We start from the raw sequence: 23061 nt of genomic DNA on the forward strand, positions 1-23061 counted from the left end.
GCATCCGTACCCAGTACTGCAGCGCACCCAGGTAGTTGCCGAGGTGGAAGGAGTCGCTGGTGGGCTGGATGCCCGACAGCACCCGCTGCTTGCGTTCGGCCGTCGCGGCCGGGGCAGGACTGGACATACCCCGAATCTTTCCATGTGCCGCAAGCCGGATTTCCCGGCGGTCCCCGGCGCGGTTACGCGGCGGGCCCGCCGGTACGCAGCGCGGTGTTGCGCTGCTGCCAGTTCCGCGGGTCCACACCGGGCATACTCGGCTTGCCCGACCTGATCATGTGCCGTTCGCGGCGAGCCAGCAGCTGGTAGGACGGGGTACACGGACCGGCGAGAGTGCCTGCCAGCACGCGGGGCGCCAACGGTGGCGTGAGGTGGGCGGTGCGGATGCCGCGGCACAGCGCACGGTGGGCGAGCTCGTCGGAGATGCCCCATTCGATGCCGTACATCTGCCGGACCCGTACGGGCAGACTCCCCTGCACCAGCAGATACAGCGCCGAACCGACCTGTTCAGCGGGCGGGCGCAGCCGGTAGGGCTTGCGGTGGCCGGCCAGGTAGGAACCGACCAGACGGGCTTCGTCGGTGAGGAACAGTTCCGAGGAGTCCAGGTAGTCGTCGAAGTAGCGGCGGAAGGCCGGGTAGTCGGCGGGGGCGGCGGTACGCGGCATGCCGAACAGTTCGCCCCAGCGCAGATAGTCCTGGTAGAGGTCCTCGCGTTCAGTGGCGGTGAGCTCGCGCACTAGGCGGTCGTACATCACCTCGGCCGAGTCGAAGGTGAACGCCATCGTCATGAACATCAGGTGTGGATCGTGCGCGGCGTAGGAGGTGCCCGCCGGGTGGTGGGCGCCCGCGTCTTCGGGCAGGGTGCCCACCACGGCTTCGTGTTTGCGCCGGGTGAAGGCCAGCGCGCGATCGGCTTCGGCCTTGCTGCCCAGGAACACCGCCTCGAACAGGGCGCCGGTGACGGCCAGGCGGGTGTAGGGGGTTGCCCGGTGGGCGGTGTGCTCGCTGGTTCCGACGAACAGCAGCGGGTGTACCGCGCCGATCACCAGGGCGCGCAGGCCATAGGTGAGGCCCACCGCGCGCTTGCTCATCACCCGCCGGAGCATCGAATCGTCGGCGAAATATCCGGGTGCGCCGTCTCTTGCGGCCATGCTGCGCCTCCTCGTCGAGTGCATCTGGCAATAGACTCCTCCAGAATTGGAAATCTGGCAAGACCTTCTACCAAAAGATCCCCGAGGAGACCGGGCACGCACAATGGACGCCGTGGCAACACAACGGGCATACGGGGGCGTTTCCGCCGAACAACGCCGGGCGCAGCGGCGCGAGGCACTGCTCGACGCGGCGCTCGACATCGTCGCCGAAGACGGGCAGGCCAAGCTGACCGTGGCCGGGCTGTGCGCCCGCGCGGGCCTCAACGAGCGCTACTACTACGAGAGTTTCCAACACCGCGACGGTGTGCTCGAGGCGCTGCTCGATCGCATCGCCGAAGAACTCACCGCCGCCATCGTCACCGCGCTGACCGGCGCGCCCCCGGACAGCCGCGCGCAGGCCCACGCCGCGATCGAGGCGGGCATCGCGGTACTCGTCGACGACCCGCGCAAGGCCCGCGCCGCCCTGATCGCGGGCATGGCGACACCGGAACTACGGGCGCGCACCGCCCGCACGGTGCGCGCGTTCGCCCGGCTCGTCGCCGCGCAGGGCACCGGTTTCTACGGTGGCGAGGTCCCCCGGCAACTGGTGGACTTCCGGGCGATCTACCTCGTCGGCGGGCTGGTCCAGACCCTCACAGCCTGGCTGGCCGGTGATCTGGAACTCACCCGCGACGAGTTGATCGACCAGGTCACCGACGTGTTCGTGCTGCTGGGTGACGACCTCGCCGATCGCTATCGGCCCACCCCGGACCGAGCGAACCAGTAGAGCAAGCACCTTCGGTGTACACGGCGCCGAAGAACCGTTGCCCAGGTATGCCGGCAACTGGTAGACCCGCCAGGCAGGCGGCCTCCCGAACCGGCGACGGAACCGCGGTCGGCGACCGGCTACGCGAACGCCTGCTCAGCGGCGGCGGTCTGGCCCGGGAGCTGCACACAGGCGTCGAGCACGACACCGTCGCACTCCTGCGCGGAACCGGTCGTGAGCGCGTTCAGCACGCTGCCGATCAGATCGCCGGAGCCCGAAGACGCCTCGGCCACCTGGACCGCCGCATCGGTCCGCGGGGCGGCCTCGGCGCTCGCCTGCCCGGCGCCCGCCGCGATGATCGCACCGAAAATGCTCGCGCTCAGCAGTATTCGCTTCATCAAGTCCTCCTCACCTGCAGCCTCGCCCGGCCGCACTGCGATGACGTTAAGCGGGCTGTCCGGGCAATCACAGCCACCAATTTCATCGGCAGCGAAATGTTCGGCGGGGCACTATCGGCGGCCGCGATGGCGCACAAGAGCGAACGCGATGGCGCCGACAACGGCGATGCCCACACCCAGCAGGGGCAAACGGTTGTTGCCGTCGTCGGGTTCGCTGACCGGAGCCGGGCCGGGCCGTTGTTCGTCTGCCTTGTCAACGCGATAGGTGGGTCCCGGCTCGGGTGTTCCGGTCACCGCCAGGTCCAGTTCGATGGGGACAGGACGCGCGGCACCGGGGTCGCTCTGGGTCGGGCTGACTTTCACCGCGATGTAATACCAGCCGGCCAGTGCGTTGTCGGACACCTCCGGCGCCGAGGATTCACGGTTGCGATAGCGGACCTCGGGTATGGCCAGGGCCGGCTGGTTCGTGGGCACCGTCTGCGGTGAACCGGTATAGGACGCGAATTCGTCGGCGAGTTCCGCGCGGTACGGCGTGTACAGCGTGGTGGTGACGATCGAGACGTTGTCGAGGCCGCGCCCCGGCGTCTCGAGGAACCGCACCCGGTACGCCAAACCCTGCCCCCAGTCGAGTTTCACCTTGTAGAAGACGAATTCGCCGCGCTGCACGGTGTCGCCGTACACGCCGGAACCGTCGACGGCGGTCGCCACGTTGAACGAACCGCCGCCGGTCACCGGCTCGACCGGACCACTCGGCGCGGTGAACGGCGCGGGAGTGTGCTCGGCCGCCGGACCCGCGTCGGTGATACCCGGTTCCACCGCGACATTCAGTTCCAGCGGCAACGTCGCCGGCGCATTGTCGGCGACGCCCGCCCATTCCACGGTGAAGTGGTACCGGCCGCCGCCCTTGCACCCGTCGGTGCGCGCGGTGCCGTCTTTCGCTTCGGTCGCACCGGTCCATCGCGAGGTGACCGTGAGCGCTACACCGTCGGTGGACCGGACGGCGCTCTCGTGTTCGAAGGCGTTGCAGTCCTCGCCTTCGGCGCCGTAAACGCGCAGGTGCAGACTGTTGGTGGCACGCACAGCGTCCTCGCCGCGCGGAAACGACACCGTGCCGCTGAAGTAGGCGGTCGCCCCCTCGGCGATGTCGACCGCGTAATAGCGCGGCTCCTCGTGACCGAGGGTGTCGAGGTACTGCCCCGGCGCCACCTCCGGTGCGTCCTGATACCCCTTCGTACCTTCGACGGGCATGCCCGCCGACGCGTAGTCACGCAGCGCCGCGGTGCTCACCCGGGGCAGCACCTGTTCGAGGGCTCGGCCGTCGGCGGCGTCGGTGTAGGTGCCACCGGTGGTGTCGGCGATACAGGTCAGCTGGGCGCGGGATTCGTCGTCGACACCGAAACCGATGGTGTGCACGACGATGTCGGCGCCGCCCGCGCTGAGTTCGCGCGCGACCTCGCAAGGATCGGGTGGTGCGCAGGTGTCGAGCCCGTCGGAGACCAACACGATCGAGCGTGGGCCCTCGGTCGGCAGGGCACCCGCCGCGGTGCGCAGCGCGGTGCCGATCGGGGTGAAACCGCTCGGCTCGATACTGTCGACGGCGGTGGTGAGCGCGGACTTGTCGATGGTGCCGGCCGGTTGGAGCACCGAGACATCGCGGCAACCAGCGGTCTTCTCCGCATCGGTGGAACCGGTGCCCGTGCCGTAGACCGCCAGGCCCACCCGCGACTCGGCGGGTGCGATGTCGACGAAACTGTGCACGGCGGTGCGGGCCGCGGCCATCTTCGTGCCGCCACCGGGGTCCTCGGCCAGCATCGAACCGGAGGCGTCGAGGACCAGCATCGTCGGTGCGTATTCGACCGCGGGTGGTTCCGCCTGGGCCGGCCCGGCGGGCGCGAGCAGGCCGATCGCCCCCACCACACCGAGGACACCGAGAATCTGCCTACACCGCTTCACGCCGGTCGAACTCCCTTCGGCCACGCCACTCGGCGCACCCGGATCCGACCCTAGCGGTGCGAATCTCGCCGTGACACCCCACAAAATGAGGTGCCTCGAGTCAGGCGGAGAGGGCGACCGCGCCGAAGGTTTCCGGCTCTGCCTGCAGGATCACCCGGAAAGCGACCTCGCGACGTGCCCAGTAGGCGGCACAGTCGCGCACGGCCGCGTCGAACCAGCTACGTTCGGCCGGCTGGTCGGCGAGCAGTTCGTCGGCGGTGCGGATCATCGCCACGTACCCGGGGGCATCACCCACGAAATCGTCCAGGTCGCGCAGGCATTCGTCGAAGGCGTCCTTGTTGGCGCCGAAGTAGTACGGGAACTGGAAGGCGGCGGCGAATTCGTCGAACAGTTCGGCGACGGTGCGCATCTTGGCGCCACGCAGTTCGCGCACGCGGTAGTCGGCGGGCGAGTCGTAGCGCAGTCCGCTGAACTGGTTCGCGTCCACCGCCATGGCGCCGAGGACCGTCGCCGCGGCGGGCGCCTCGACGGTGGGGCGGGCGAGGAACTGCGACAGCGTCATTCGCGAAGTCATCAGCGCATCCTGGTGAAGGTGTCGTAGTGGTCGCCGGTGTACCAGGCGCTGCCGTCGCTGCCGGTGACGATGCGTTCGGCGTCACGACCGCGATTGCGCTGCTTGGGATTCACATCCCACTCCTGGTATCGCACCGGGTCGCCCGCCGAATCCTTGGCGGGCAGCGTGGATTCCCGGTTCATGAATCGTTCGCCGCCCTTGGTCCCCACCGCGTTCGCCGAACCGGGCCAGCGACCCGCGTCGATCTCCACGAGCGTGGTGTAAGCGCGATCTGGCACCCCGGCGGTCCTGGTGACCGGTGCCGCCGACGACTTCCCGGCGGGCGGGCCCGGTTTCGGGGCGTCGGCGGTGGTGCTGACCGCGGCGACGGCGCGGGTGGTGGTCGCCGCGGAACTGTCGGTGCCGCGGTCACCGAACAGGCTCAGGCCGATGGCCGCCACGATGAGGACGAGCCCGCCGAGCAGGCCGAGAGTTTTGCGTGAGAGGTTCATCGGTACTGCACAGTAACGGGTGCGTGGTCCGACCACCGCTGGTCGTAGGCGGCAGCGCGTTCGACCACGGCCTGTTTGGCGCGCCCGGTCAGTTCCCCGCGCGCGAGCTGGTAGTCGATGCGCCAGCCGGAGTCGTTGTCGAAGGCGCGGCCACGGTAGGACCACCAGCTGTACGGGCCGGCCACCTCCGGGTGCAGGGCACGCACCACATCGACATACCCCGCGGCGAGCAGGTCGGCGATCCAGGCGCGTTCCTCGGGCAGGAAACCCGACGACTTCCGATTGCCCTTCCAGTTCTTCAGGTCCACCTCGGCGGGGGCGATGTTCCAGTCCCCGCTCACCACGAACTCACCGGTGCGCGACTTCAGGTACGGCCCGAACTCGGCCAGGAACCGGTACTTCTCGTCCTGCTTGGGTGTGCCGGCCTCACCGGAGTGAACGTACACACTGGCCACGGTGATCTCGCCGAAGTCGGCTTCGATGTAGCGGCCCGACGCGGCGAACTCGTCGCTGCCGAAACCGATCCGCACCGCATCGGGCGCGCGCCGCGACAGGATGGCGACACCGGCGCGGCCCTTGGACTCGGGCTCGGCGTGGGAGAGCACCCACCCGGCCGCGAGCGCGGGAGCCAGCGCCTTCGCGGTCTGCGCGTCGGTCGCCCTGGTCTCCTGTAGGCAGACGATGTCGGCTTCGGTGGCGGCCAGCCACTCCGACAGGCCCTTGGTCGAGGCGGCGCGCACCCCGTTGACGTTCACGGTTGACAGGATTATCGGCACCGCACGACCGTACAATGCAGGCAGGAATGCTCCCCCGGACACCGCCGTCCAGGAAGGGGTGATTGACGATGACGTCACGCACCGCCAAGCCCACCGCCCGGCCAGCGCCCGTCGCGGCGTTACATCTCGGGTCCGGCGACCCGGTGCTGTTACTGCACGGGTTCATGCTCTCCCCACACTGCTGGGAGCAGGTCGCGCGCCGAATGTCGGCCCATTGTGAGGTGTACGCGCCCGCGTTCGCCGGGCACTGGGGCGGACCCCGGGTCGAAGGCTGGGCCCTGGATGTGTACGCGCTGGCCGACCAGATCGAAGACCAGCTCGACGCGCTGGGCTGGCGCACCTGCCACATCGCGGGCAACTCGCTCGGCGGCTGGGTGGGCCTCGAGCTGGCCCGGCGCGGCCGCGCACGCACCCTCACCACCATCGCGGCCGCCGGCGGCTGGGCCTCCCCCTCGATCACGCAGGTGCGGATCGGCATGAAATTCGCGTCCCTGCTCCCGTTCGTCGCGCTCGGCAGGCGCCTGGGCGGGATGGCGATCAACAACGCGCTGATCCAGCAGGCGGTCGCGCTGCTGCTGACCAAACACACCGGCGCGGTGGCCCGGCGCGACCTCGCGACCGTGCTCACGGCCGCGTTGCACTGCGACGTGATGATCCCGCTGATCCTGGGCAGCGTGCGGGCCCCCGGCATGGACGACCTCCACGAGCTCGACACCCCGGTGCGGATGCTGCTGGCCGAATACGACCGGATCATTCCCAACAGCGTCTACGCCACCCGCTACCTGCGCGAACTCCCGCCCTCGGCCGACCGGATCCTGGTGCACGGCGTGGGTCACGTACCGATGCTCGAAGCACCGGACCGGATCGCGACGCTCATCGCCGAACACATCTACGCCAGCCGCGGGCACCTGCGCGCGGTCTGAGCGCGCACCCTCGACGAGTCACGAACCCGCCGCACCACTTCGGTGCGGCGGGCTTTTTGGTGGCCCGGCCACTCCCGGAATGCGTAACAGCGACGTAACGGATCGGAAAACGTACGTCTACGTCCATACCGCACCGTTTGTTCGTCGCCCATTACGTTGCGACAGCGATGAGGGAGAGGGAAATGGCCGGAGCAGACACAGCCGCCAAAGAAACACTCGAGGACTACACGCTGCGGTTCGCCCCGCGTAGTTACCGCAAATGGAGCCCAGCAGTCGTCGGCATCTCGGCCCTCGGCGGCATCGCCTACCTGGCGGACTTCGCCATCGGTGCCAATATCGGCATCGCCCACGGCACCGGAAACGCCCTGATCGGCATCGGTATCTTCGCCGTGGTCGTCATGCTCACCGGGTTTCCGCTCGCCTATTACGCGGCGCGCTACAACATCGATCTGGACCTGATCACTCGCGGTAGCGGATTCGGTTACTACGGTTCGGTGATCACCAATATCGTGTTCGCCTCGTTCACCTTCATCTTTTTCGCCCTCGAAGGTTCGATCATGGCCCAGGGCCTGTTACTGGGCCTCGGAATACCATTGTGGATGGGTTATCTGCTCTCCACGGTCGTCATCTTCCCGCTGGTCATCTACGGCATGAGCACCCTGTCCAAACTGCAGGTGTGGACCACCCCGCTGTGGCTGCTGCTGATGGTGGCGCCGTTCGGATTCCTGCTGCTCAACCACCCAGAGTCGGTCGGTTCGTTCTTCGCCTACGGCGGTCAGGACGGCCAAGGGGTGAGCATGTCCGGCGCGCTGCTGGCCGCCGGTGTGTGTCTGTCGCTGATCGTCCAGATCGCCGAGCAGATCGACTACCTGCGCTTCATGCCGCCGCGCACGCCGGAGAACCGGGCCAAGTGGTGGGGCTGGATGCTGCTGGCCGGTCCGGGCTGGGTGCTGTTCGGTGCGGCCAAGCAGGTCGTGGGCCTGTTCCTCGCGGTGTACCTGATCGCGAACCTGCCTGCCGCCCAGGGCATCGCGAACCAGCCGGTGCATCAGTTCCTGGAGATCTACAAGGACATGGTGCCGGGCTGGCTGGCCATGACCCTGGCCGTGGTGCTGGTCGTCATCAGCCAGGTCAAGATCAACGTCACCAACGCCTACTCCGGTTCACTGGCCTGGACCAACTCCTTCACCCGCGTCACCAAGACCTATCCGGGCCGCCTGGTGTTCCTGGTGGTGAACCTCGCGGTCGCGCTGGTGCTGATGGAAGCCAACATGTTCGACTTCCTCAACGGCATCCTGGGCTTCTACGCCAACTGCGGTATCGCGTGGATCGTCACCGTGGCCACCGACATCGCGGTGAACAAGTACCTGCTCAAGATCTCGCCGAAGGTGCCGGAGTTCCGGCGCGGCATGCTCTACGACTTCAACCCGGTCGGCCTCGTCGGTTTCGGGCTGTCGGCGGGCCTGTCGATCATGATCTTCTTCGGCCTTTTCGGTGAACTGCTGAAGCCGTACTCGCCGCTGGTCGCCGTCGTGGTCGCCGTCATCGCCACCCCGGCCACCGCGATCCTCACCAAGGGCAAGTACTACCTGCGCCGCGCCGACGACGGCATCGAGGTGCCGATGTTCGACGAGCACGGCAACCCCTCGGGCGACCTGCTGACCTGCCACGTCACCGGCATCGACTTCGAACGCCCGGACATGATCGCCTCGGCGGTCCCCGGCCCCGAAGGCGAGATCCAGTACATCAGCTCGCTGGCCCTGTCGACCGACAAGGACGGAAAACACCTGCTGCCCCGCCAGCACTGAGATCCCACGACGAAGGCCGTGCCGGGTGGCACGGCCTTCGTCGTGCTCACATCAGCTTCCGGACCAGCGGCAGCGGCAGGACACGCAACGCGAAACCCACCGGCCGCCAAGGCCAACCGGGGACGTACGCCCGCACACGGCGCTTCTCGATCGCGGTGACCATGGCGCGCACGCCGGTTTCGGCGTCCACCATGAACTTCGGCTGATGCTTGACCCGGTCGTTCATCTCCGAGCGGATGTAGCCGGGATAGATCACCGAAACATCCACGCCCGCGATCGCCTCCGCGCGCACACCTTCGGCCAGGGCGGCGACACCGGCCTTGGTGGCGGCATAGGTGGTGAGCGTCTTGGGCATGCCGCGCAGGGCGGAGACGGACGAGATCATCACCAGGTGGCCGCTGCCCTGCGCGCGGAAGATCTTCAGCGCCGCCTCGCTCTGCGCGAGCGCGGCGAGGAAGTTCACCACAGCGGTCTCGCGGTTCGCGTCGTGGCGGCCGGTGCCCAGCGGGGCGCCCTTGCCCAGGCCGGCGTTGACGATCACGCGGTCGATGGTGCCGAATTCGGCGGCGAACTCGTCGAAGACGGTGAACACCGCGGCGTCGTCGGTGACATCGAGTCTCCTGACCGAGACGGTGCGGTCGGGGTGCGCGGCCAGGATTTCGGCGCGGAGCTCGTCGAGGCGCTCGGTGCGGCGGGCGCACAGGCCCAGGTCATAACCGAGACCGGCGAACTGACGTGCCATCTCGGCACCGAGCCCGGAACTGGCCCCGGTGATCAGGATGGTGCCCCGGCTCACGACAGTACGTCCGGGTGTGGGGGTTCATTGCGTAGTTCCATGTGCACACGCTAACCATCCGGGCGTGCCACCGCGGACGGGTCCAGGTTGAGCACGCGGCTCGCGGCCCACAAGGCGAGGCGCCGACCGATCCGCACCGGTCGGCGCCTGCTACATCAGCCCTTGTTGTAGTTGCTGAAATCGCCGCGCCAGATCAGCTCATCGGAGGTGATCACGGCGGGCTTCAACTTGTCGACGGGCACCGCGTAGGCCACCTTGATGGTCTGCTTGGAGCCGGGCGGCAGCTTGCCTTCCAGGCCGTACTTGAAGTTCTTGTCCATCGACAGCACCGACTCGGCGGCGGTGCCGTCCTCGCCGTAGACGACGGTCGGGTGCGACCAACGGTCCAGTGCGGTCGTCGAGGTGTTGTTGAGCTGGAAGGTGAACACCGACACCGCCCCCTGCCGCTCCACCTCATCGGCTTCGACCTTCAGGATCGACAGCTCGACACCGGATTCGAGCTTGCCGACATCGCCGGGGTTGAGCACACCGTCGGCGTTCGGCGTGGCCGGCGCCTGCGAGGTCGACGGGCTCGCCGACGACGTCGCCGGCTTCCCGGCCGGCACATCCTCCTGGCATCCGGTCAGCAGCAGACCTGCCGCGACAACGGTGGCAGACAGCGCAATACGGGATTTCACAGACTTCCCCTCCTTCTCGGAACACGCACGGGGTGTCCATCCGAGATCTTCCCCCCGAGCACAGCGAGGCGATCATATACGCCACCTGCCCCATCTGCCCCGTCGAGCCACCCCGAGATCACCGACCACACAACACCATCGGCCGATATGCCCCCGAAACCACCACTCCCCCAACAACAGTCATCACAACCAGCACCCGCGGCGATCTATGAAACCGCGTTGCCAGCCGAACAGTTCGTCCGTGCTGGTCGCGGTGACGGCCTGCGTCAGCCAGGCATCGAGCTGATCGAGATCGGTGCACTCGGCGAGCAAACCCTCGTGCAGGTGGCTCGGCATGCGCAGGACAGTACGAGTGGGTCTGGTCGGGGACTAATCAGTTACGGCGCGTTGTTGGGGGTGCGGCGTTGGAGGGCGACGGTGAGGGTGAACAGGAGCACGCCTGCGATGGCCAAGGCGGCGCCTACCAGGGCGGGGGCGGTGTAGCCGAGGCCCGCCGCGATCACCAGGCCACCGAGCCAGGCGCCGGCCGCGTTGGCCATGTTGAGGGCGGCGTGGTTGAGGGCGGCGGCGAGGGTCTGGGCGTCGGCGGCGACGTCCATCAGGCGGGTTTGCAGGCCGGGGGCCAGGGCGGCGCCGGACGCGCCGACGAGGAAGGCGCCGATCGCGGCGGTGACGGGGTGGTGGGCGGCCAGGACGAAGCCGGCCAGGATCACCACCATCGCGATCATGGCCGCGAAGATCGAGCGGTCCACGCCACGATCGGCCAGGACGCCGCCGATGACGTTGCCGGCGATCATGCCGAGCCCGAACAGCGCGAGCACGATGGGAACAGCCCCGATGGGCATGCCGGCCACATCGGTCATGGTGGTGGCGATGTAGGTGTACACGGCGAACATGCCGCCGAAGCCGATCGCGCCGACAGCCAGGGTGAGCAGCACCTGCGGGCGGCGCAACGCCCCGAGTTCGGTCACCGGGTTGGTGAGCTTCAGTCCGGTCAGCGCAGGCAGATACCGCCACAGCGCGGCCACCGTCGCCAGGCCGATGACCGTGACGACGACGTAGGCGTCACGCCAGCCGAAGTGCTGTCCGAGCCAGGTCGCACCGGGCACCCCGACCACGTTCGCCACACTGAGCCCGAGCATCACCGCCGCCACGGCTTTGGCTCGTTGACCGATCGGGGCGAGCGTGGCGGCGGCCAGCGAGGCCACACCGAAGTAGGCGCCGTGCGGCAACCCGGAAACGAAACGGGCGAGCACCAGCGTGCCGAAGGTCGGGGCGAGCACCGTCGCGGCATTGCCCAGGGTGAACGCCACCATCAACACGATCAGCAGTTTCTTGCGCGCCACCCGGGCGCACAGCGCGGCGATCAACGGCGCACCGACCACCACACCCAGCGCGTACGCCGACACCGCGTGCCCGGCCGACGGCTCGGAGACATCGAACGCCCGCGCGATGTCGGGCAGCAACCCCATGGTCACGAACTCGGTGGTGCCGATCCCGAACCCACCCAGCGCCAGCGCGAGCATCGCCGGGACGTGCCAGCTGTCGCGTGGCGCCTCGAGGCGGTCAGCAGTCGCGAGGGAAGAAGTCACGCCCGATTACAACGACCACCCCCACCCACTCGGTACCCGTCCCGACCGTGAGTTCCCCCACTGATCCGCCTCCCCGAGACCCGAGACCGCCTCAGGCGCGGTCCGAGGGCACGTCGATTCCGGGATCGTGGCCGACTCAGCCGGCACCCGGTGAATCTCTCCCCTTCCAAAACAGCAGTACCCGGCGAGTACACCCACAGATCTCGCAAGAACATGGGTAACTCACCGGGTACGGGCAAACCCCACCACGCTGCCGGAGCTTGCCGCCTCCCCAGGTCCCCCCGCACCTGGGTCCGGCCTGATTTCGCGGAGAGGCGGACAGCCTAAATTCGCGGAGAGGCGGACAAGGCCCGGGCGAGGTTGGCGTCCAGGGCGCCGAGGAATTCCTCGGTGCTCAGGTAACCCTGATCGCCGCCGACGAGCAGTGCCAGGTCCTTGGTCATCTGCCCGCCCTCGACGGTCTTGATGACCACGTCTTCGAGCGCCTGCGCGAAGCCGATCACCTCGGGGGTGTTGTCCAGCTTGCCGCGGTGCTCGAGGCCCCGGGTCCAGGCGAAGATCGACGCGATCGGGTTGGTCGATGTCGGCTTGCCCTGCTGGTGCTGGCGGTAGTGCCGGGTGACGGTGCCGTGCGCGGCCTCGGCCTCGCAGGTGCGGCCGTCCGGGGTGAGCAGCACCGAGGTCATCAGGCCCAGCGAGCCGAAGCCCTGGGCCACGGTGTCGGACTGCACGTCGCCGTCGTAGTTCTTGCAGGCCCAGACGTAGCCGCCCTCCCATTTCATGGAGGAGGCGACCATGTCGTCGATGAGGCGGTGCTCGTAGGTGAGGCCCGCCGCGTCGAACTCGGCTTTGAACTCGGCGTCGAAGACTTCTTCGAAGACGTCCTTGAACATGCCGTCGTAGGCCTTGAGGATGGTGTTCTTCGTGGAGAGGTACACCGGGTAGTTCTGCTGCAGGCCGTAGTTGAACGAGGCGCGTGCGAAGTCCTCGATCGACTTGCGGAAGTTGTACATGCCCATGACGACGCCGCCGTCTTCGGGCATCTTCACGACCTCGTGCACGATCGGCTCGCTGCCGTCTTCGGGGGTGAAGGTCAGCGTGACGGTGCCCGCCTCGTAGACCTTGAAGTCGGTGGCGCGGTACTGGTCGCCGAACGCGTGGCGGCCGATGATGATCGGCTTGGTCCAGCCGGGCACCAGGCGCGGCACGTTGGAGATGATGATCGGCGCGCGGAAGATGGTGCCACCCAGGATGTTTCGGATGGTGCCGTTGGGCGAGCGCCACATCTTCTTGAGGCCGAACTCTTTCACCCGCGCTTCGTCGGGGGTGATGGTGGCGCACTTGACGCCCACGCCGTGCTTCTTGATGGCATTGGCCGCGTCGACGGTGACCTGGTCGTCTGTCTTGTCGCGGTACTCGATGCCGAGGTCGTAGTACTCGAGGTTCACGTCGAGATAGGGATGGATCAGCTTGTCCTTGATGAACTGCCAGATGATCCGGGTCATCTCGTCGCCGTCGAGTTCTACGACGGTGCCTTCAACCTTGATCTTGGACATGGATCTTCGTGTCCTCCTCGGTGGGTGCCCTTATTGCACGGCCAGGCGAACACGCTTGTGAGCGGACCCCAGCAGTTCCAACAGACAACGTATATGCCCCGCGTTGTCTGCGGGACGTGTGGTGCAAACAAGACAAGCGTACTGCTGCCCCCGACCTCACCGCGATGCGAGGCCGAACTGTGCGAACTCTTCGAAGCTACCCCGCGCCGATTCCGGGCCGAACGTCGATCGGTGTTTCCGCCGGTGCGGCCCGACCCGCGACACGCGTGCCCGGCGCACCGGTCAGAGAGTGATCTGGGCAATAGTTCGCCGGAAATTTCCGTCGAGGTGAGATCGCCGGTTAACATGTCGGCAAGGTCATGAGTACCAGCGCCAAGCCCCGGCTCGCTGGTCGGCAACCCTCCAGCTGCGGTGGGGTGCTCCGGGTGATGACCGGGCTCTCGAAGGTCGAGAGCAAGCGCGCATTCAGGAGGCCCCCATGTGTTGTTGTCCGTCGATCCGACCCAACTGACGAGACATCCGGCGAACGACCCTGGAGTACTTTCATGACCGACTCTGCCCTGCCCGAGAACTGGTCCTTCGAGACCAAGCAGATCCACGCGGGCCAGGCCCCCGACGCGAGCACCAACGCGCGGGCGCTGCCGATCTACCAGACCACTTCCTACACCTTCAACGACACCGATCACGCCGCGGCGCTGTTCGGGCTCGCCGAGCCGGGCAACATCTACACCCGGATCATGAATCCCACCCAGGACGCGGTGGAGCAGCGGGTGGCCGCGCTCGAGGGCGGTGTCGCGGCGCTGCTGCTGGCCTCCGGACAGGCCGCCGGGACGTACGCGATCCTGAACCTGGCCGGTGCGGGCGACCACATCGTGTCCAGCCCGCACCTCTACGGCGGCACCTACAACCTCTTCCACTACTCGCTGCCCAAGCTCGGCATCGAGGTGTCCTTCGTCGACGACCCCGACGATCTCGAGCAGTGGCGGGCCGCGATCCGGCCCAACACCAAGGCGTTCTTCGGTGAGACCATCGCCAACCCGAGCAGCGCCGTGTTCGACATTCCCGGCATCGCCGGTGTCGCCCACGACAACGGCCTGCCGCTGATCGTGGACAACACCGTCGCCACCCCGTACCTGATCCAACCGCTGACCCACGGCGCCGACATCGTGGTGCACTCGGCCACGAAGTACTTGGGCGGGCACGGCACAACCGTGGCCGGGGTACTCGTCGACGGCGGCACCTTCGACTGGACGGTGCGCGACGCCGAGGGCAATGCCCGTTTCCCCGGTTTCACCGAAGCCGACCCCAGCTATCACGGTGTGGTCTTCGCCGAGCTGGGCGCGCCGGCGTTCGCGCTCAAGGCCCGCGTGCAGCTGCTGCGCGACCTGGGTGCGGCGGTGTCGCCGTTCAACGCGTTCCTGATCGCGCAGGGCATCGAGACGCTGAGCCTGCGGGTGGAACGCCACGTGCGCAATGCCGAAGTGGTCGCGAAGTTCGTCGCCGAGCAGCCGGGTGTCGAGGTCGTGCACTACGCCGGGCTCGAGTCCTCGCCGTGGTACGAGCGCGGACAGCAGCTCGCACCCAAGGGCGTGGGCGCGATCGTGTCCTTCGAACTGGCCGGCGGTGTCGATGCGGGCAAGAAGTTCGTGGACGCGCTCAGCCTGCACAGCCATGTGGCTAACATCGGTGATGTGCGTTCCCTCGTGATTCACCCCGCTTCGACCACGCACGCGCAGTTGACGCCGTCCGAGCAGCTGGCCGCCGGAGTCACTCCCGGCCTGGTCCGGCTCGCGGTGGGCATCGAGGGAATCGACGACATCCTGGCCGATCTGCGGGCCGGTTTCGCGGCGGCGACGACGTGACTGTGAGCACCGAATCGCCGATCACCCGTCCCGGCGCCGGCGCGGCTCTGCTGCCACCGCCGGACGGGCGGCTCGGCGTGGTCGCCATCGGGGATGTGACGCTGGAGAACGGCGCCGTGGTCCCCGATGTGCGGCTGGCGGTGCAGCGCTGGGGTGAGCTCTCGCCCGCCCTGGACAATGTGGTGCTCATCGAACACGCGCTCACCGGTGACTCCCATGTCATCGGTGGGGCGAGCGGTGCGCCCGGTTGGTGGGAAGGGATGGTCGGGCCCGGCGCGCCGATCGACACCGACGAGTGGTGTGTGATCGCGACCAACGTGCTGGGCGGCTGCCGGGGCAGCACCGGGCCGTCCACCCTCGCCCCCGACGGAAAGCCTTGGGGCGCACGATTTCCCGGACTGACCATCCGTGATCAGGTTGCCGCCGAAGCCCAGTTGCTCACGGTGCTCGGCATCGAGCGGCTCGGTGCCGTGGTCGGCGGTTCGATGGGCGGCATGCGGGTGCTGGAGTGGATGATCGAGCTGCCCGAGCGGGTGTCGGCCGCGCTGGTGCTGGCCGTCGGCGCGCGCGCCACCGCCGATCAGATCGGCACCCAGACCACGCAGATGGCCGTCATCACAGCCGATCCGGACTGGCAGGGCGGCAACTATCACGGCACCGGCCGCGCGCCGATGACCGGCATGGGCCTGGCCCGGCGCATCGCCCACCTGACCTACCGCACCGAGGGCGAACTCGACCACCGCTTCGCCAATCAAGCCCAGGGCGATGAGGATCCGTGGCTCGGCGGTCGCTACGCGGTGCAGAGCTACCTGGAGCATCAGGCCGACAAGCTCGGCCAGCGGTTCGATCCGGCCACCTATGTGCTGCTCAGCGAGGCCATGAACCGCCACGACGTGGGTCGCGGGCGTGGTGGGATCGCCGCCGCGCTGGCTTCCACGTCGGTGCCGTGTGTGGTCGGCGGCGTCGACTCGGATCGCCTGTATCCCCTGTACACCCAGGCCGAACTGGCCGAGGGGCTACCTGGTTGCGTGGGTCTCGAGATCCTGCACTCGCGCGACGGGCACGACGGCTTCCTCACCGAGGCGGCCGCGGTGTCGAAGTTGCTCACCGAGACGATGCGGCTGGCGCGGGAGAACCGCTGAGTTCGCTCAGCTGACGTCGAGGGTCAGGGCCAGGAACATGATGGCGCTGCCCACCGCGGCGAGCGCGGCCACGTCGAAGGGCTTGCCGCGCACCGCGAGCAACCCCACCTGCACCGTCGGCAGGCACAGCCGGAAAGCGGCGGCCACCAGGGCGGCGCTGCCGAAGATGAGCGCACCGCGGCGCCACCGGTCCCATGCCACGAACGCGATCGCGATCACGATCAACGCGCTCACCACGGTCATCGGCAGATGACTGCGCAGGTACTGCTGACCCGCACTCAACCGCGCCACGCGATGCTTGCCGGTTGTCTCCGCCTCGTTCACGGTCCCGATTGTTCCAGACGCCGCACCCGGGCACCGGTGAGGCGGCCGGCACGCGGGGCCGCATCACATGAGAGAGTGGTCCGCTGTGCTGCACCTGATCTTTCACGAACCCGTGATTCCGCCCAATACCGGCAATGCGATCCGTTTGGCCGCGGGGACCGGGTGCGCGCTGCATCTGATCGAACCGCTCGGTTTCGACCTGTCGGAGTCGAAGCTGCGCCGCGCCGGACTCGACTACCACGACCTCGCGGTGGTGACCGTGCACCCGGATCTGACCAGCGCCTGGGCCGCGATCGACCCCGGGCGGGTCTTCGCGTTCACGACGCAGGCCACCACCCGTTTCACCGAGGTGGCCTACCGCGACAACGATGCCCTGCTGTTCGGCACCGAACCGACCGGGCTGCCCGCGCAAGTGCTGGCCGACCCGCGGATCACCGACCAGGTGCGCATCCCGATGCTGCCGGGGCGCCGCTCGATGAACCTGTCGAACGCGGCCGCGGTGTCGGTGTACGAGGCGTGGCGACAGCTGGGGTTCCCCGGCGCGGTATAGGCGGCGCGAGCCGGCCGTGGCGACGGCAGCTCAGTCGATGTCGAACCGCTTGAACCGTGCGGTGGCGCCCGCGGTGAGGCGGACAGCGGACTTGGCGACGCCGAAGTGCTCGGCCAGCAGTTCGATCGCGGCCTTGTTGGCCTTGCCCTCGACGGCGGGGGCCCGGACGTAGACGGTGAGGGTGCCGTCGGCGGCGGTTTCGACCAGCGGGCCCTTACGGCTGTTCGGTTTTATCGTCGCCCGCACTGTGGGCACCGGAGGTTCCTTCCTCGCTCGCCTCGGTGGTGGGGGCGATCACCGGGGACGGGGCTGCCGGGGTACGGGCCCGGGTACGGCGGCGCAGCAGTCGGACCACCACCGCTAGCACCGCGCCGAGCACGGCGGCGAACCCGAGCCACGGCACCAGTTTGCCCGTGAAGACCACGGCATCGTGGAGCCAGTCGACGAGTGAATGCCAGCCCGCCACGACACCGTCCCAGAAGGAATCGGCGGCACCGGGGGCTTCCTCGTCCTCGGCGGTGAGAGTGATGGTCAGAGTCGACAACGCCACCTGATCATCGAGGGCACGTTTCTGCGCGGTGAGGCTGTCGAGCTCACCCTGCCTGCTCGACAACGCCTCCTCGGCGGCGATCAGATCGGCGGTGTTGTCCGCCTCGACGATGAGCGCGCGCAACCGGTCGACGGAGGACTGCAGGGCCCGGATGCGGGCGTCGAGGTCTTGCCACTGCATGGTGACGTCGTCGCGGTTGGTGCTCACCCGGGTGAGGGTGCCCACGCCGTCCAGCCCGGAGATGAAGGCCTCGGTCTTGTCAGCGGGCACCCGTACGCTCAGTACCGCGCGCGGGGCCCGCTTGTCGGTGCCGGGCTGTTCGGTGCGGCTGTCGACGCGCCCGGACAGGGCTTGTACCTGGTCGGTGACGGACTCGGCGGCGGCGATCGGATCGTCGGCGGTGATGTCGACCGAACCGGTGACCACCTCCTTGCGGTTCTGATCCGGTGCCGGACTCTCTTTCGCGGGCGCACCCTCCCGGAACCCGGGCACCACGGCCGCCGACGGCGCGTCGAGGGTGGACCGGCCGCCCTGTTCCTGGGTCTCGTCGTTGTCGTCGCCACACCCCGCCAGGAACAGGAGCCCGAGCAACGCGATCATCACCACGGCAAGCTTGCGCATGGTCGCAGCGTAGTGCGTGGGCGGGCAGGTGCGCGGCGATCGTGTGAGTGGAGTCGGACTCAGGGCTCGCGGGGCCGGGCCGGTGCGGCGGACACGTGTCAGCGGAAGTCGCGGGAGCGGGCGACGATGCGCAGGTCCAGGTTCTCGAGGTGGTCGGCGACGAGACTCGCCACGCCCTCGGCGTTCTGGATGCGGCCACGGATGAGCAGGGCGGTGGCGCTCTGGGCCAGGCGGCGGTACCGGGTCCACAGGCCGACCGAGCAGACGACATTGATCATGCCGGTCTCGTCTTCGAGGTTGAGGAAGGTGACGCCCGCGGCAGTGGCGGGGCGTTGACGGTGGGTCACCGCGCCCGCGACCAGGATGCGGGCGCCGTCCTCGACGAGCAGCAGATCGGCGGCGGGGACCACCCCGAGCGAGTTCAGGTGGGCGCGCAGGAATTCGGTGGGGTAGCTGTCGGGCGAGATACCGGTGGCCCACACGTCGGCCGCGGCGAGTTCGAGGGCGCTCATGCCCGGTAGCGCGGGCGCGGCGGTGGCCGGGCCGGTGCCGGGCAGCAGATTCGCGCGCTCCTGCGCCGCGGCCCCCGCCGCCCACAACGCCGCCCGCCTGAGGCTGCTGGTATCGCCTGGGTCCGGCGTGACAGCACCGCCGCGCGCTTCCTGCGCGGTCGACTGGGCACGCACTTCCAGCGTGCCCGACCCGCCGCGCACCTCCGGCGTCTTCGGCCCGCTTCGCGCGTCATAGTCCGTCGTGCTGTCGTGCGCAGTATGGGAGTACTCGCCGTGCGCGACTTGCGAGGTGCCGAGGACGCGCGGTTCAGGGTGTTCCTCGGTGGTGTCTGCCCGGTCGGTTCGGCCTCCGGTGGCGGGTGGTGAGGCGATCAGCGAGTTCAGTGCTCCGGCGGTGGCCAGGGATTCGGTTTGAGGGACGGTGAGTTCCAGGCGGCCGGTGAGGTCGAGGATCGAGGTGAAGGGGCCGTGGGTAGCGCGGTCGGCGACGATGCGGTCGGCCAGGTCGGTGCCGATGGCGCGCACCCCGGCCAGCCCGAGGCGGACCTCGGTGCCCGCGTTCGCCAAGGTGGGTTCGGCGCGGCTGGCGTTGATGTCGGGTCCGTGCACGCGCACCCCGTGGCGGCGGGCGTCGGCGACCAGCGACTGCGGTGAGTAGAAACCCATCGGCTGAGCGCGCAGCAATCCGGCGCAGAACGCGGCCGGATGATGCAGTTTGAACCACGACGAATAGAACACGATCGCGGCGAAGCTCTGCGAATGGCTCTCCGGGAAACCGAAATTGGCGAACGCGTAGAGCTTCTCGTAGATGCGGTCGGCGACGTCGTCGGTGATGCCGTGCAGCTCACGCATCCCCTGATAGAGCCGGGCTTTGAGCCGCCGCATCTTCTCGGGCGAGCGTTTGGACCCCATCGCGCGGCGCAACTGATCGGCCTCGGCGGGGCTGAACCCGGCGACATCGACGGCGATCTGCATCAGCTGCTCCTGGAACAGGGGCACACCGTAGGTGCGGGCGAGGGTCTTCTCCAGCACCGGATGGTCGTAGGTGACCGGTTCGGTGCCGTTGCGCCGGCGGATATAGGGGTGCACCGAACCACCCTGGATGGGACCGGGGCGGATCAGTGCCACCTCCACCACCAGGTCGTAGAATTCGCGTGGCTTCAGCCGGGGCAGGGTGGCCATCTGCGCGCGTGACTCCACCTGGAACACCCCGATCGAGTCGGCGCGCGAAAGCATCTCGTAGACACCGGGTTCGGTGAGGTCGAGGGCGTGCAGTTCCACCTTCTCGCCCTTGTGTTCGCGCACCAGGTCGATCATGTAGTGCAGGGCCGAGAGCATGCCGAGGCCGAGCAGGTCGAACTTGACCAGGCCGACAGCGGCGCAGTCGTCCTTGTCCCACTGCAACACGCTGCGCCCGGCCATCCGCGCCCACTCCACCGGGCACACGTCGGCGATCGGCCGGTCGCAGATCACCATGCCGCCGGAGTGGATACCCAGATGCCTCGGCAACCCGTCGAGTTCGCCCGCGAGTTCGAGTACGGGGGCCGGGATGTCGGTGCCCTGTTCTTCGGCCACGCCCGACCAGCGGCTCACCTGCTTGCTCCACGCGTCCTGCTGGCCGGGCGAGAAGCCCAGTGCCCGTGCGGCATCGCGCACCGCCGACTTGCCGCGGTAGGTGATCACGTTCGCCACCTGGGCGGCGTAGTCACGCCCGTACTTGGTGTAGACGTGCTGGATGGCCTCTTCGCGCCGATCGGATTCGATGTCGACGTCGATGTCGGGCGGGCCGTCACGTTCGGGCGAGAGGAACCGTTCGAACAGCAAGCTGTTGCCCACCGGGTCCACATTGGTGATGCCGATGGCGTAGCAGACCGCGGAGTTGGCGGCCGATCCCCGGCCCTGGCACAGGATGTCGTTGTTCTTGCAGAACTCGACGATGTCGTGGACCACCAGGAAGTAGCCCGGAAAGTTCAGTTCGCCGATCACCGCGAGTTCGTGCTCGATCTGCTGGTACGCCTTCGGGTGCTGCTCCGGCGGACCGTACCGTTCGGCGGCACCACGGTAGGTGAGTTCGCGCAGCCAGGAGTTCTCGTCGTGGTTCGGTGGTACCTCGAACGGGGGCAACTTCGGGGCGATCAGCCCGAGGTCGAAAGCGCATTCGCGGGCCAGGGCCGCCGCGTTCGCCACCGCGTGCGGGTACTCGGCGAACAGCTGGGCCATCTCCGCACCCGAACGCAGGTGCGCGCCGCCGGTGGGCGCGAGCCAACCCGCCATGTCATCGAGGCTGCTCCTGGAACGGATCGCGGCCAAGGCCATGGCGCGGCGGCGCTGGGCGGGCGCGGCGAAATGCGCGCCGGTGGTGGCCAGCACCGGGAGCCCGAGGCGGTCGGCCAGGGCAACAAGGTAGGCGTTGCGTTCGTCATCGGTGGCGATGCCGTGATGGGTGAGCTCGACACTCACCCGGTCGGCACCGAAACGCTCGACCAGGTCACGCAGGGCCGCTTCGGCTGCGGGCAGTTTCGTCGCACCGTCGCGCAGGTCCTGTTCGAGTGCGGTGCGCAGGTGGCCCTTTCGACAACCGGTGAGGATGTGCCAGTGCCCGCCCGCTGCGGCGGTGAGAGCGTCGAGGTCGTAGCGCAGCACACCCTTCTCCCCTGCCGCCATGTGCGCCGCCGCCATCTCGCGCGACAACCGCCGGTACCCTTCCTGACCTCGGGCCAGGACCAGCAGATGCGGGCCGGATGGGTCGGGATAACCGGTGCGCGGCAGCGAATTCGGCGCCTGGGTATGAGCGTTGCCCCAGCCGTGGGCCGACCTCCGGTCAGCCTGCTGCGCGCGCGAGTCACCCCTGGCCTCGGCCCACATCGAAGCCGGCGCATGTCTGTTGCCATCACCTACTCGCGGCGAATCCGATGGCCGGGCCCGACTGTCGCCGATCAGTGTCTGCTCCGGCGTCCGCCCCGCCACGCCCCGTGATGTATCGACATCACTGCCGGCGCCCGCCGCACCACGCATGCCGCCTCGTGGAACAGTACGGCGCCGGACCGCATCCCCTCGGCCCGGCGCCGCCTCCGCAGCGGTTCCCAGTGACAGTTCGGCACCGAAAACCGTTGGCATTCCCCATTCTCTGGCCGCCTCGGCGAACCGGACGGTCCCGTAGAACCCGTTGTGGTCGGTGAGTGCGAGGGCGGTCAAACCCAGCCGCACGGCCTCCTCGACCAGTTCCTCCGGCTGACTCGCGCCGTCGAGGAAGCTGTAGGCCGAGTGGGCGTGCAGTTCGGCGTAGGGCACCGTCGGCCCGGTCGGCAGGTCCAGCGGGTCCGCCTGGTACGCACCACGTTTGCGTGACCAGGCGGGGCTGTCGCCACCGTCGCCGGGATGCATCTCCTCGGCGGGGCGGTGGCTCGGCTTACCCGAGAGCACTCGCTCCAATTCCGACCAGGTCGGCGGGCCGTTGCTCCAACCCACGCGCCCACTCCTCTCACGATCCCCGCATCACCAGTCCTCCCACGTTCGGTTCACCTGCCGGACAGTTCAATTCGCCGGCAACCGTTCCATCGAAGACGACTCGAGCGCCGCTTCCACATGCCCCAACCCTGACCGGATCACCGCACCGTAGGCGTCGTTGGCGAGCACATCCAGGTGCCCGCGGGCGATGGCCAACTGCATGCGCGCCATCTCGAAGTCGCCGACCCGGCGGTGACTGTCGGCCAGGTTCAGATACAGCGAGGGCAGAAACCCGCGCAGCCCCTCGTCCAGTGGGGTACCCGGCCCGAACACCGCCGCCAGCGCCCGCTGATCCCAGAGCAACGCACCCTCCGGTCGTTCCTGCACATCGGCCAGGTGATGTGCCACCACGCAGCGATGCAACGGGTCGCCGCCTTCCCCGATCTCGTCCCAGAGCCTGGTCAGCGCGGCGCGCGCCGCATCCGGGTCGCCACCGCCGAGCCGCACCGCGGCATAGATGTCCGCCATCCGATCGTCCGCCATGCCATCAGTATCGCACATACGTTCGAACGTTGGCGAGTGCTGTTCGAACATATTTTCGAGTTTTTCGAAC

At 68.3% G+C, this 23061-nt stretch carries 21 protein-coding genes, 3 pseudogenes and 1 riboswitch; of the genes and pseudogenes, 6 read left to right on the forward strand and 18 right to left on the reverse strand.

Annotated features, from left to right (window positions below):
* A pseudogene (locus ACFO5K_RS09960) lies at positions 1-127 on the reverse strand (tryptophan--tRNA ligase); the annotation flags it as partial.
* A gap of 55 nt (positions 128-182) precedes the next feature.
* On the reverse strand, positions 183-1151 hold the full coding sequence (locus ACFO5K_RS09965) for an oxygenase MpaB family protein (protein WP_378559440.1): 969 nt from the start codon (positions 1149-1151) through the stop codon (positions 183-185).
* A 103-nt stretch (positions 1152-1254) separates the two neighbouring features.
* Here ACFO5K_RS09965 and ACFO5K_RS09970 point away from each other — a divergent pair, with 103 nt between their 5' ends.
* A complete protein-coding gene (locus ACFO5K_RS09970; protein WP_378559443.1) occupies positions 1255-1917 on the forward strand; it encodes a TetR/AcrR family transcriptional regulator in 663 nt (220 codons plus the stop codon).
* Between the two features lie 119 nt (positions 1918-2036).
* Here ACFO5K_RS09970 and ACFO5K_RS09975 read toward each other — a convergent pair whose 3' ends face one another.
* From ACFO5K_RS09975 to ACFO5K_RS09995, 5 genes are all read right to left on the reverse strand, one after another.
* The gene (locus ACFO5K_RS09975) at positions 2037-2294 is read right to left on the reverse strand and encodes a hypothetical protein (RefSeq protein WP_378559446.1); all 258 of its coding nucleotides are present in this window, start codon (positions 2292-2294) and stop codon (positions 2037-2039) included.
* Between the two features lie 111 nt (positions 2295-2405).
* Complete coding sequence (locus ACFO5K_RS09980; protein WP_378559449.1) at positions 2406-4247, reverse strand: vWA domain-containing protein; 1842 nt, start codon at positions 4245-4247, stop codon at positions 2406-2408.
* Between the two features lie 100 nt (positions 4248-4347).
* Positions 4348-4821, reverse strand: coding sequence for a barstar family protein (locus ACFO5K_RS09985; protein ID WP_378559451.1), 474 nt, complete (start codon positions 4819-4821; stop codon positions 4348-4350).
* Positions 4821-5312 carry a ribonuclease domain-containing protein gene (locus tag ACFO5K_RS09990; protein ID WP_378559454.1) on the reverse strand — a complete coding sequence of 164 codons (492 nt, stop codon included), beginning with the start codon at positions 5310-5312 and terminating at the stop codon, positions 4821-4823. The genes ACFO5K_RS09985 and ACFO5K_RS09990 overlap by 1 nt, the downstream gene beginning before the upstream one ends.
* Entirely contained in the window at positions 5309-6088 is a 780-nt protein-coding gene (locus ACFO5K_RS09995) for an exodeoxyribonuclease III (RefSeq protein WP_378559457.1), read from the reverse strand. Before ACFO5K_RS09995 ends, ACFO5K_RS09990 begins: the two co-directional genes overlap by 4 nt.
* 68 nt (positions 6089-6156) lie before the next feature.
* On the opposite strand from ACFO5K_RS09995, the gene ACFO5K_RS10000 reads away from it, so the two are divergent.
* Both ACFO5K_RS10000 and ACFO5K_RS10005 read left to right on the forward strand, forming a co-directional pair.
* Positions 6157-7011 carry an alpha/beta fold hydrolase gene (locus ACFO5K_RS10000; protein ID WP_378559461.1) on the forward strand — a complete coding sequence of 285 codons (855 nt, stop codon included), beginning with the start codon at positions 6157-6159 and terminating at the stop codon, positions 7009-7011.
* 182 nt (positions 7012-7193) lie between these two features.
* A complete protein-coding gene (locus tag ACFO5K_RS10005; RefSeq protein WP_378559464.1) occupies positions 7194-8819 on the forward strand; it encodes a purine-cytosine permease family protein in 1626 nt (541 codons plus the stop codon).
* Between the two features lie 46 nt (positions 8820-8865).
* Here ACFO5K_RS10005 and ACFO5K_RS10010 read toward each other — a convergent pair whose 3' ends face one another.
* The 5 genes from ACFO5K_RS10010 to ACFO5K_RS10030 form a co-directional block, all read right to left on the reverse strand.
* On the reverse strand, positions 8866-9615 hold the full coding sequence (locus tag ACFO5K_RS10010; protein WP_378559467.1) for an SDR family oxidoreductase: 750 nt from the start codon (positions 9613-9615) through the stop codon (positions 8866-8868).
* Positions 9616-9770: 155 nt separating this feature from the next.
* Positions 9771-10292 carry a hypothetical protein gene (locus ACFO5K_RS10015; RefSeq protein WP_378559470.1) on the reverse strand — a complete coding sequence of 174 codons (522 nt, stop codon included), beginning with the start codon at positions 10290-10292 and terminating at the stop codon, positions 9771-9773.
* 183 nt (positions 10293-10475) lie between these two features.
* Entirely contained in the window at positions 10476-10628 is a 153-nt protein-coding gene (locus ACFO5K_RS10020) for a hypothetical protein (protein ID WP_378559473.1), read from the reverse strand.
* Between the two features lie 41 nt (positions 10629-10669).
* Positions 10670-11818, reverse strand: coding sequence for an MFS transporter (locus ACFO5K_RS10025; RefSeq protein ID WP_378559506.1), 1149 nt, complete (start codon positions 11816-11818; stop codon positions 10670-10672).
* 389 nt (positions 11819-12207) lie between these two features.
* The gene (locus ACFO5K_RS10030; protein ID WP_378559476.1) at positions 12208-13440 is read right to left on the reverse strand and encodes an NADP-dependent isocitrate dehydrogenase; all 1233 of its coding nucleotides are present in this window, start codon (positions 13438-13440) and stop codon (positions 12208-12210) included.
* A 355-nt stretch (positions 13441-13795) separates the two neighbouring features.
* Positions 13796-13906: riboswitch (SAM riboswitch) on the forward strand.
* 79 nt (positions 13907-13985) lie between these two features.
* Here ACFO5K_RS10030 and ACFO5K_RS10035 point away from each other — a divergent pair.
* Together ACFO5K_RS10035 and metX are read left to right on the forward strand one after the other, a co-directional pair.
* Positions 13986-15302 carry a bifunctional o-acetylhomoserine/o-acetylserine sulfhydrylase gene (locus tag ACFO5K_RS10035; RefSeq protein ID WP_378559478.1) on the forward strand — a complete coding sequence of 439 codons (1317 nt, stop codon included), beginning with the start codon at positions 13986-13988 and terminating at the stop codon, positions 15300-15302.
* Positions 15299-16444 carry a homoserine O-acetyltransferase MetX gene (gene metX / locus ACFO5K_RS10040; protein WP_378559480.1) on the forward strand — a complete coding sequence of 382 codons (1146 nt, stop codon included), beginning with the start codon at positions 15299-15301 and terminating at the stop codon, positions 16442-16444. The genes ACFO5K_RS10035 and metX overlap by 4 nt, the downstream gene beginning before the upstream one ends.
* A 6-nt stretch (positions 16445-16450) precedes the next feature.
* On the opposite strand, the gene ACFO5K_RS10045 is transcribed toward metX, so the two are convergent.
* Complete coding sequence (locus tag ACFO5K_RS10045) at positions 16451-16768, reverse strand: DUF3017 domain-containing protein (protein ID WP_378559482.1); 318 nt, start codon at positions 16766-16768, stop codon at positions 16451-16453.
* A gap of 67 nt (positions 16769-16835) precedes the next feature.
* Between ACFO5K_RS10045 and ACFO5K_RS10050 the strand changes: the two genes are divergently transcribed.
* Positions 16836-17318 (forward strand): tRNA (cytidine(34)-2'-O)-methyltransferase, encoded by a 483-nt coding sequence (locus ACFO5K_RS10050; RefSeq protein WP_378559484.1) that lies wholly within the window; start codon positions 16836-16838, stop codon positions 17316-17318.
* 30 nt (positions 17319-17348) lie between these two features.
* On the opposite strand, the gene ACFO5K_RS10055 is transcribed toward ACFO5K_RS10050, so the two are convergent.
* The 5 genes and pseudogenes from ACFO5K_RS10055 to ACFO5K_RS10075 form a co-directional block, all read right to left on the reverse strand.
* Complete coding sequence (locus ACFO5K_RS10055; RefSeq protein ID WP_378559486.1) at positions 17349-17573, reverse strand: DUF167 domain-containing protein; 225 nt, start codon at positions 17571-17573, stop codon at positions 17349-17351.
* Complete coding sequence (locus ACFO5K_RS10060; protein ID WP_378559489.1) at positions 17533-18489, reverse strand: DUF4349 domain-containing protein; 957 nt, start codon at positions 18487-18489, stop codon at positions 17533-17535. The genes ACFO5K_RS10055 and ACFO5K_RS10060 overlap by 41 nt, the downstream gene beginning before the upstream one ends.
* A 98-nt stretch (positions 18490-18587) precedes the next feature.
* Positions 18588-19100: pseudogene (locus ACFO5K_RS10065) on the reverse strand (OB-fold nucleic acid binding domain-containing protein); the annotation flags it as partial.
* 279 nt (positions 19101-19379) lie between these two features.
* Positions 19380-22385: pseudogene (locus ACFO5K_RS10070) on the reverse strand (error-prone DNA polymerase); the annotation flags it as partial.
* A gap of 150 nt (positions 22386-22535) precedes the next feature.
* Positions 22536-22991 (reverse strand): hypothetical protein, encoded by a 456-nt coding sequence (locus ACFO5K_RS10075; protein ID WP_378559491.1) that lies wholly within the window; start codon positions 22989-22991, stop codon positions 22536-22538.
* Positions 22992-23061 lie beyond the last annotated feature (70 nt).

The organism is Nocardia halotolerans (assembly GCF_042650145.1).
Lineage (GTDB): Bacteria > Actinomycetota > Actinomycetes > Mycobacteriales > Mycobacteriaceae > Nocardia > Nocardia halotolerans.

What these genes read in the sequence shown, in the direction of transcription:
- ACFO5K_RS09965 (WP_378559440.1), bottom strand. Translation starts at nt 1,151, where the DNA reads ATGGCCGCAAGAGACGGCGCACCCGGATATTTCGCCGACGATTCGATG.
- ACFO5K_RS09970 (WP_378559443.1), top strand. Translation starts at nt 1,255, where the DNA reads ATGGACGCCGTGGCAACACAACGGGCATACGGGGGCGTTTCCGCCGAA.
- ACFO5K_RS09975 (WP_378559446.1), bottom strand. Translation starts at nt 2,294, where the DNA reads ATGAAGCGAATACTGCTGAGCGCGAGCATTTTCGGTGCGATCATCGCG.
- ACFO5K_RS09985 (WP_378559451.1), bottom strand. Translation starts at nt 4,821, where the DNA reads ATGACTTCGCGAATGACGCTGTCGCAGTTCCTCGCCCGCCCCACCGTC.
- ACFO5K_RS09990 (WP_378559454.1), bottom strand. Translation starts at nt 5,312, where the DNA reads ATGAACCTCTCACGCAAAACTCTCGGCCTGCTCGGCGGGCTCGTCCTC.
- ACFO5K_RS10000 (WP_378559461.1), top strand. Translation starts at nt 6,157, where the DNA reads ATGACGTCACGCACCGCCAAGCCCACCGCCCGGCCAGCGCCCGTCGCG.
- ACFO5K_RS10005 (WP_378559464.1), top strand. Translation starts at nt 7,194, where the DNA reads ATGGCCGGAGCAGACACAGCCGCCAAAGAAACACTCGAGGACTACACG.
- ACFO5K_RS10020 (WP_378559473.1), bottom strand. Translation starts at nt 10,628, where the DNA reads ATGCCGAGCCACCTGCACGAGGGTTTGCTCGCCGAGTGCACCGATCTC.
- ACFO5K_RS10025 (WP_378559506.1), bottom strand. Translation starts at nt 11,818, where the DNA reads ATGCTCGCGCTGGCGCTGGGTGGGTTCGGGATCGGCACCACCGAGTTC.
- ACFO5K_RS10030 (WP_378559476.1), bottom strand. Translation starts at nt 13,440, where the DNA reads ATGTCCAAGATCAAGGTTGAAGGCACCGTCGTAGAACTCGACGGCGAC.
- ACFO5K_RS10035 (WP_378559478.1), top strand. Translation starts at nt 13,986, where the DNA reads ATGACCGACTCTGCCCTGCCCGAGAACTGGTCCTTCGAGACCAAGCAG.
- ACFO5K_RS10050 (WP_378559484.1), top strand. Translation starts at nt 16,836, where the DNA reads ATGAGAGAGTGGTCCGCTGTGCTGCACCTGATCTTTCACGAACCCGTG.
- ACFO5K_RS10060 (WP_378559489.1), bottom strand. Translation starts at nt 18,489, where the DNA reads ATGCGCAAGCTTGCCGTGGTGATGATCGCGTTGCTCGGGCTCCTGTTC.
- ACFO5K_RS10075 (WP_378559491.1), bottom strand. Translation starts at nt 22,991, where the DNA reads ATGGCGGACGATCGGATGGCGGACATCTATGCCGCGGTGCGGCTCGGC.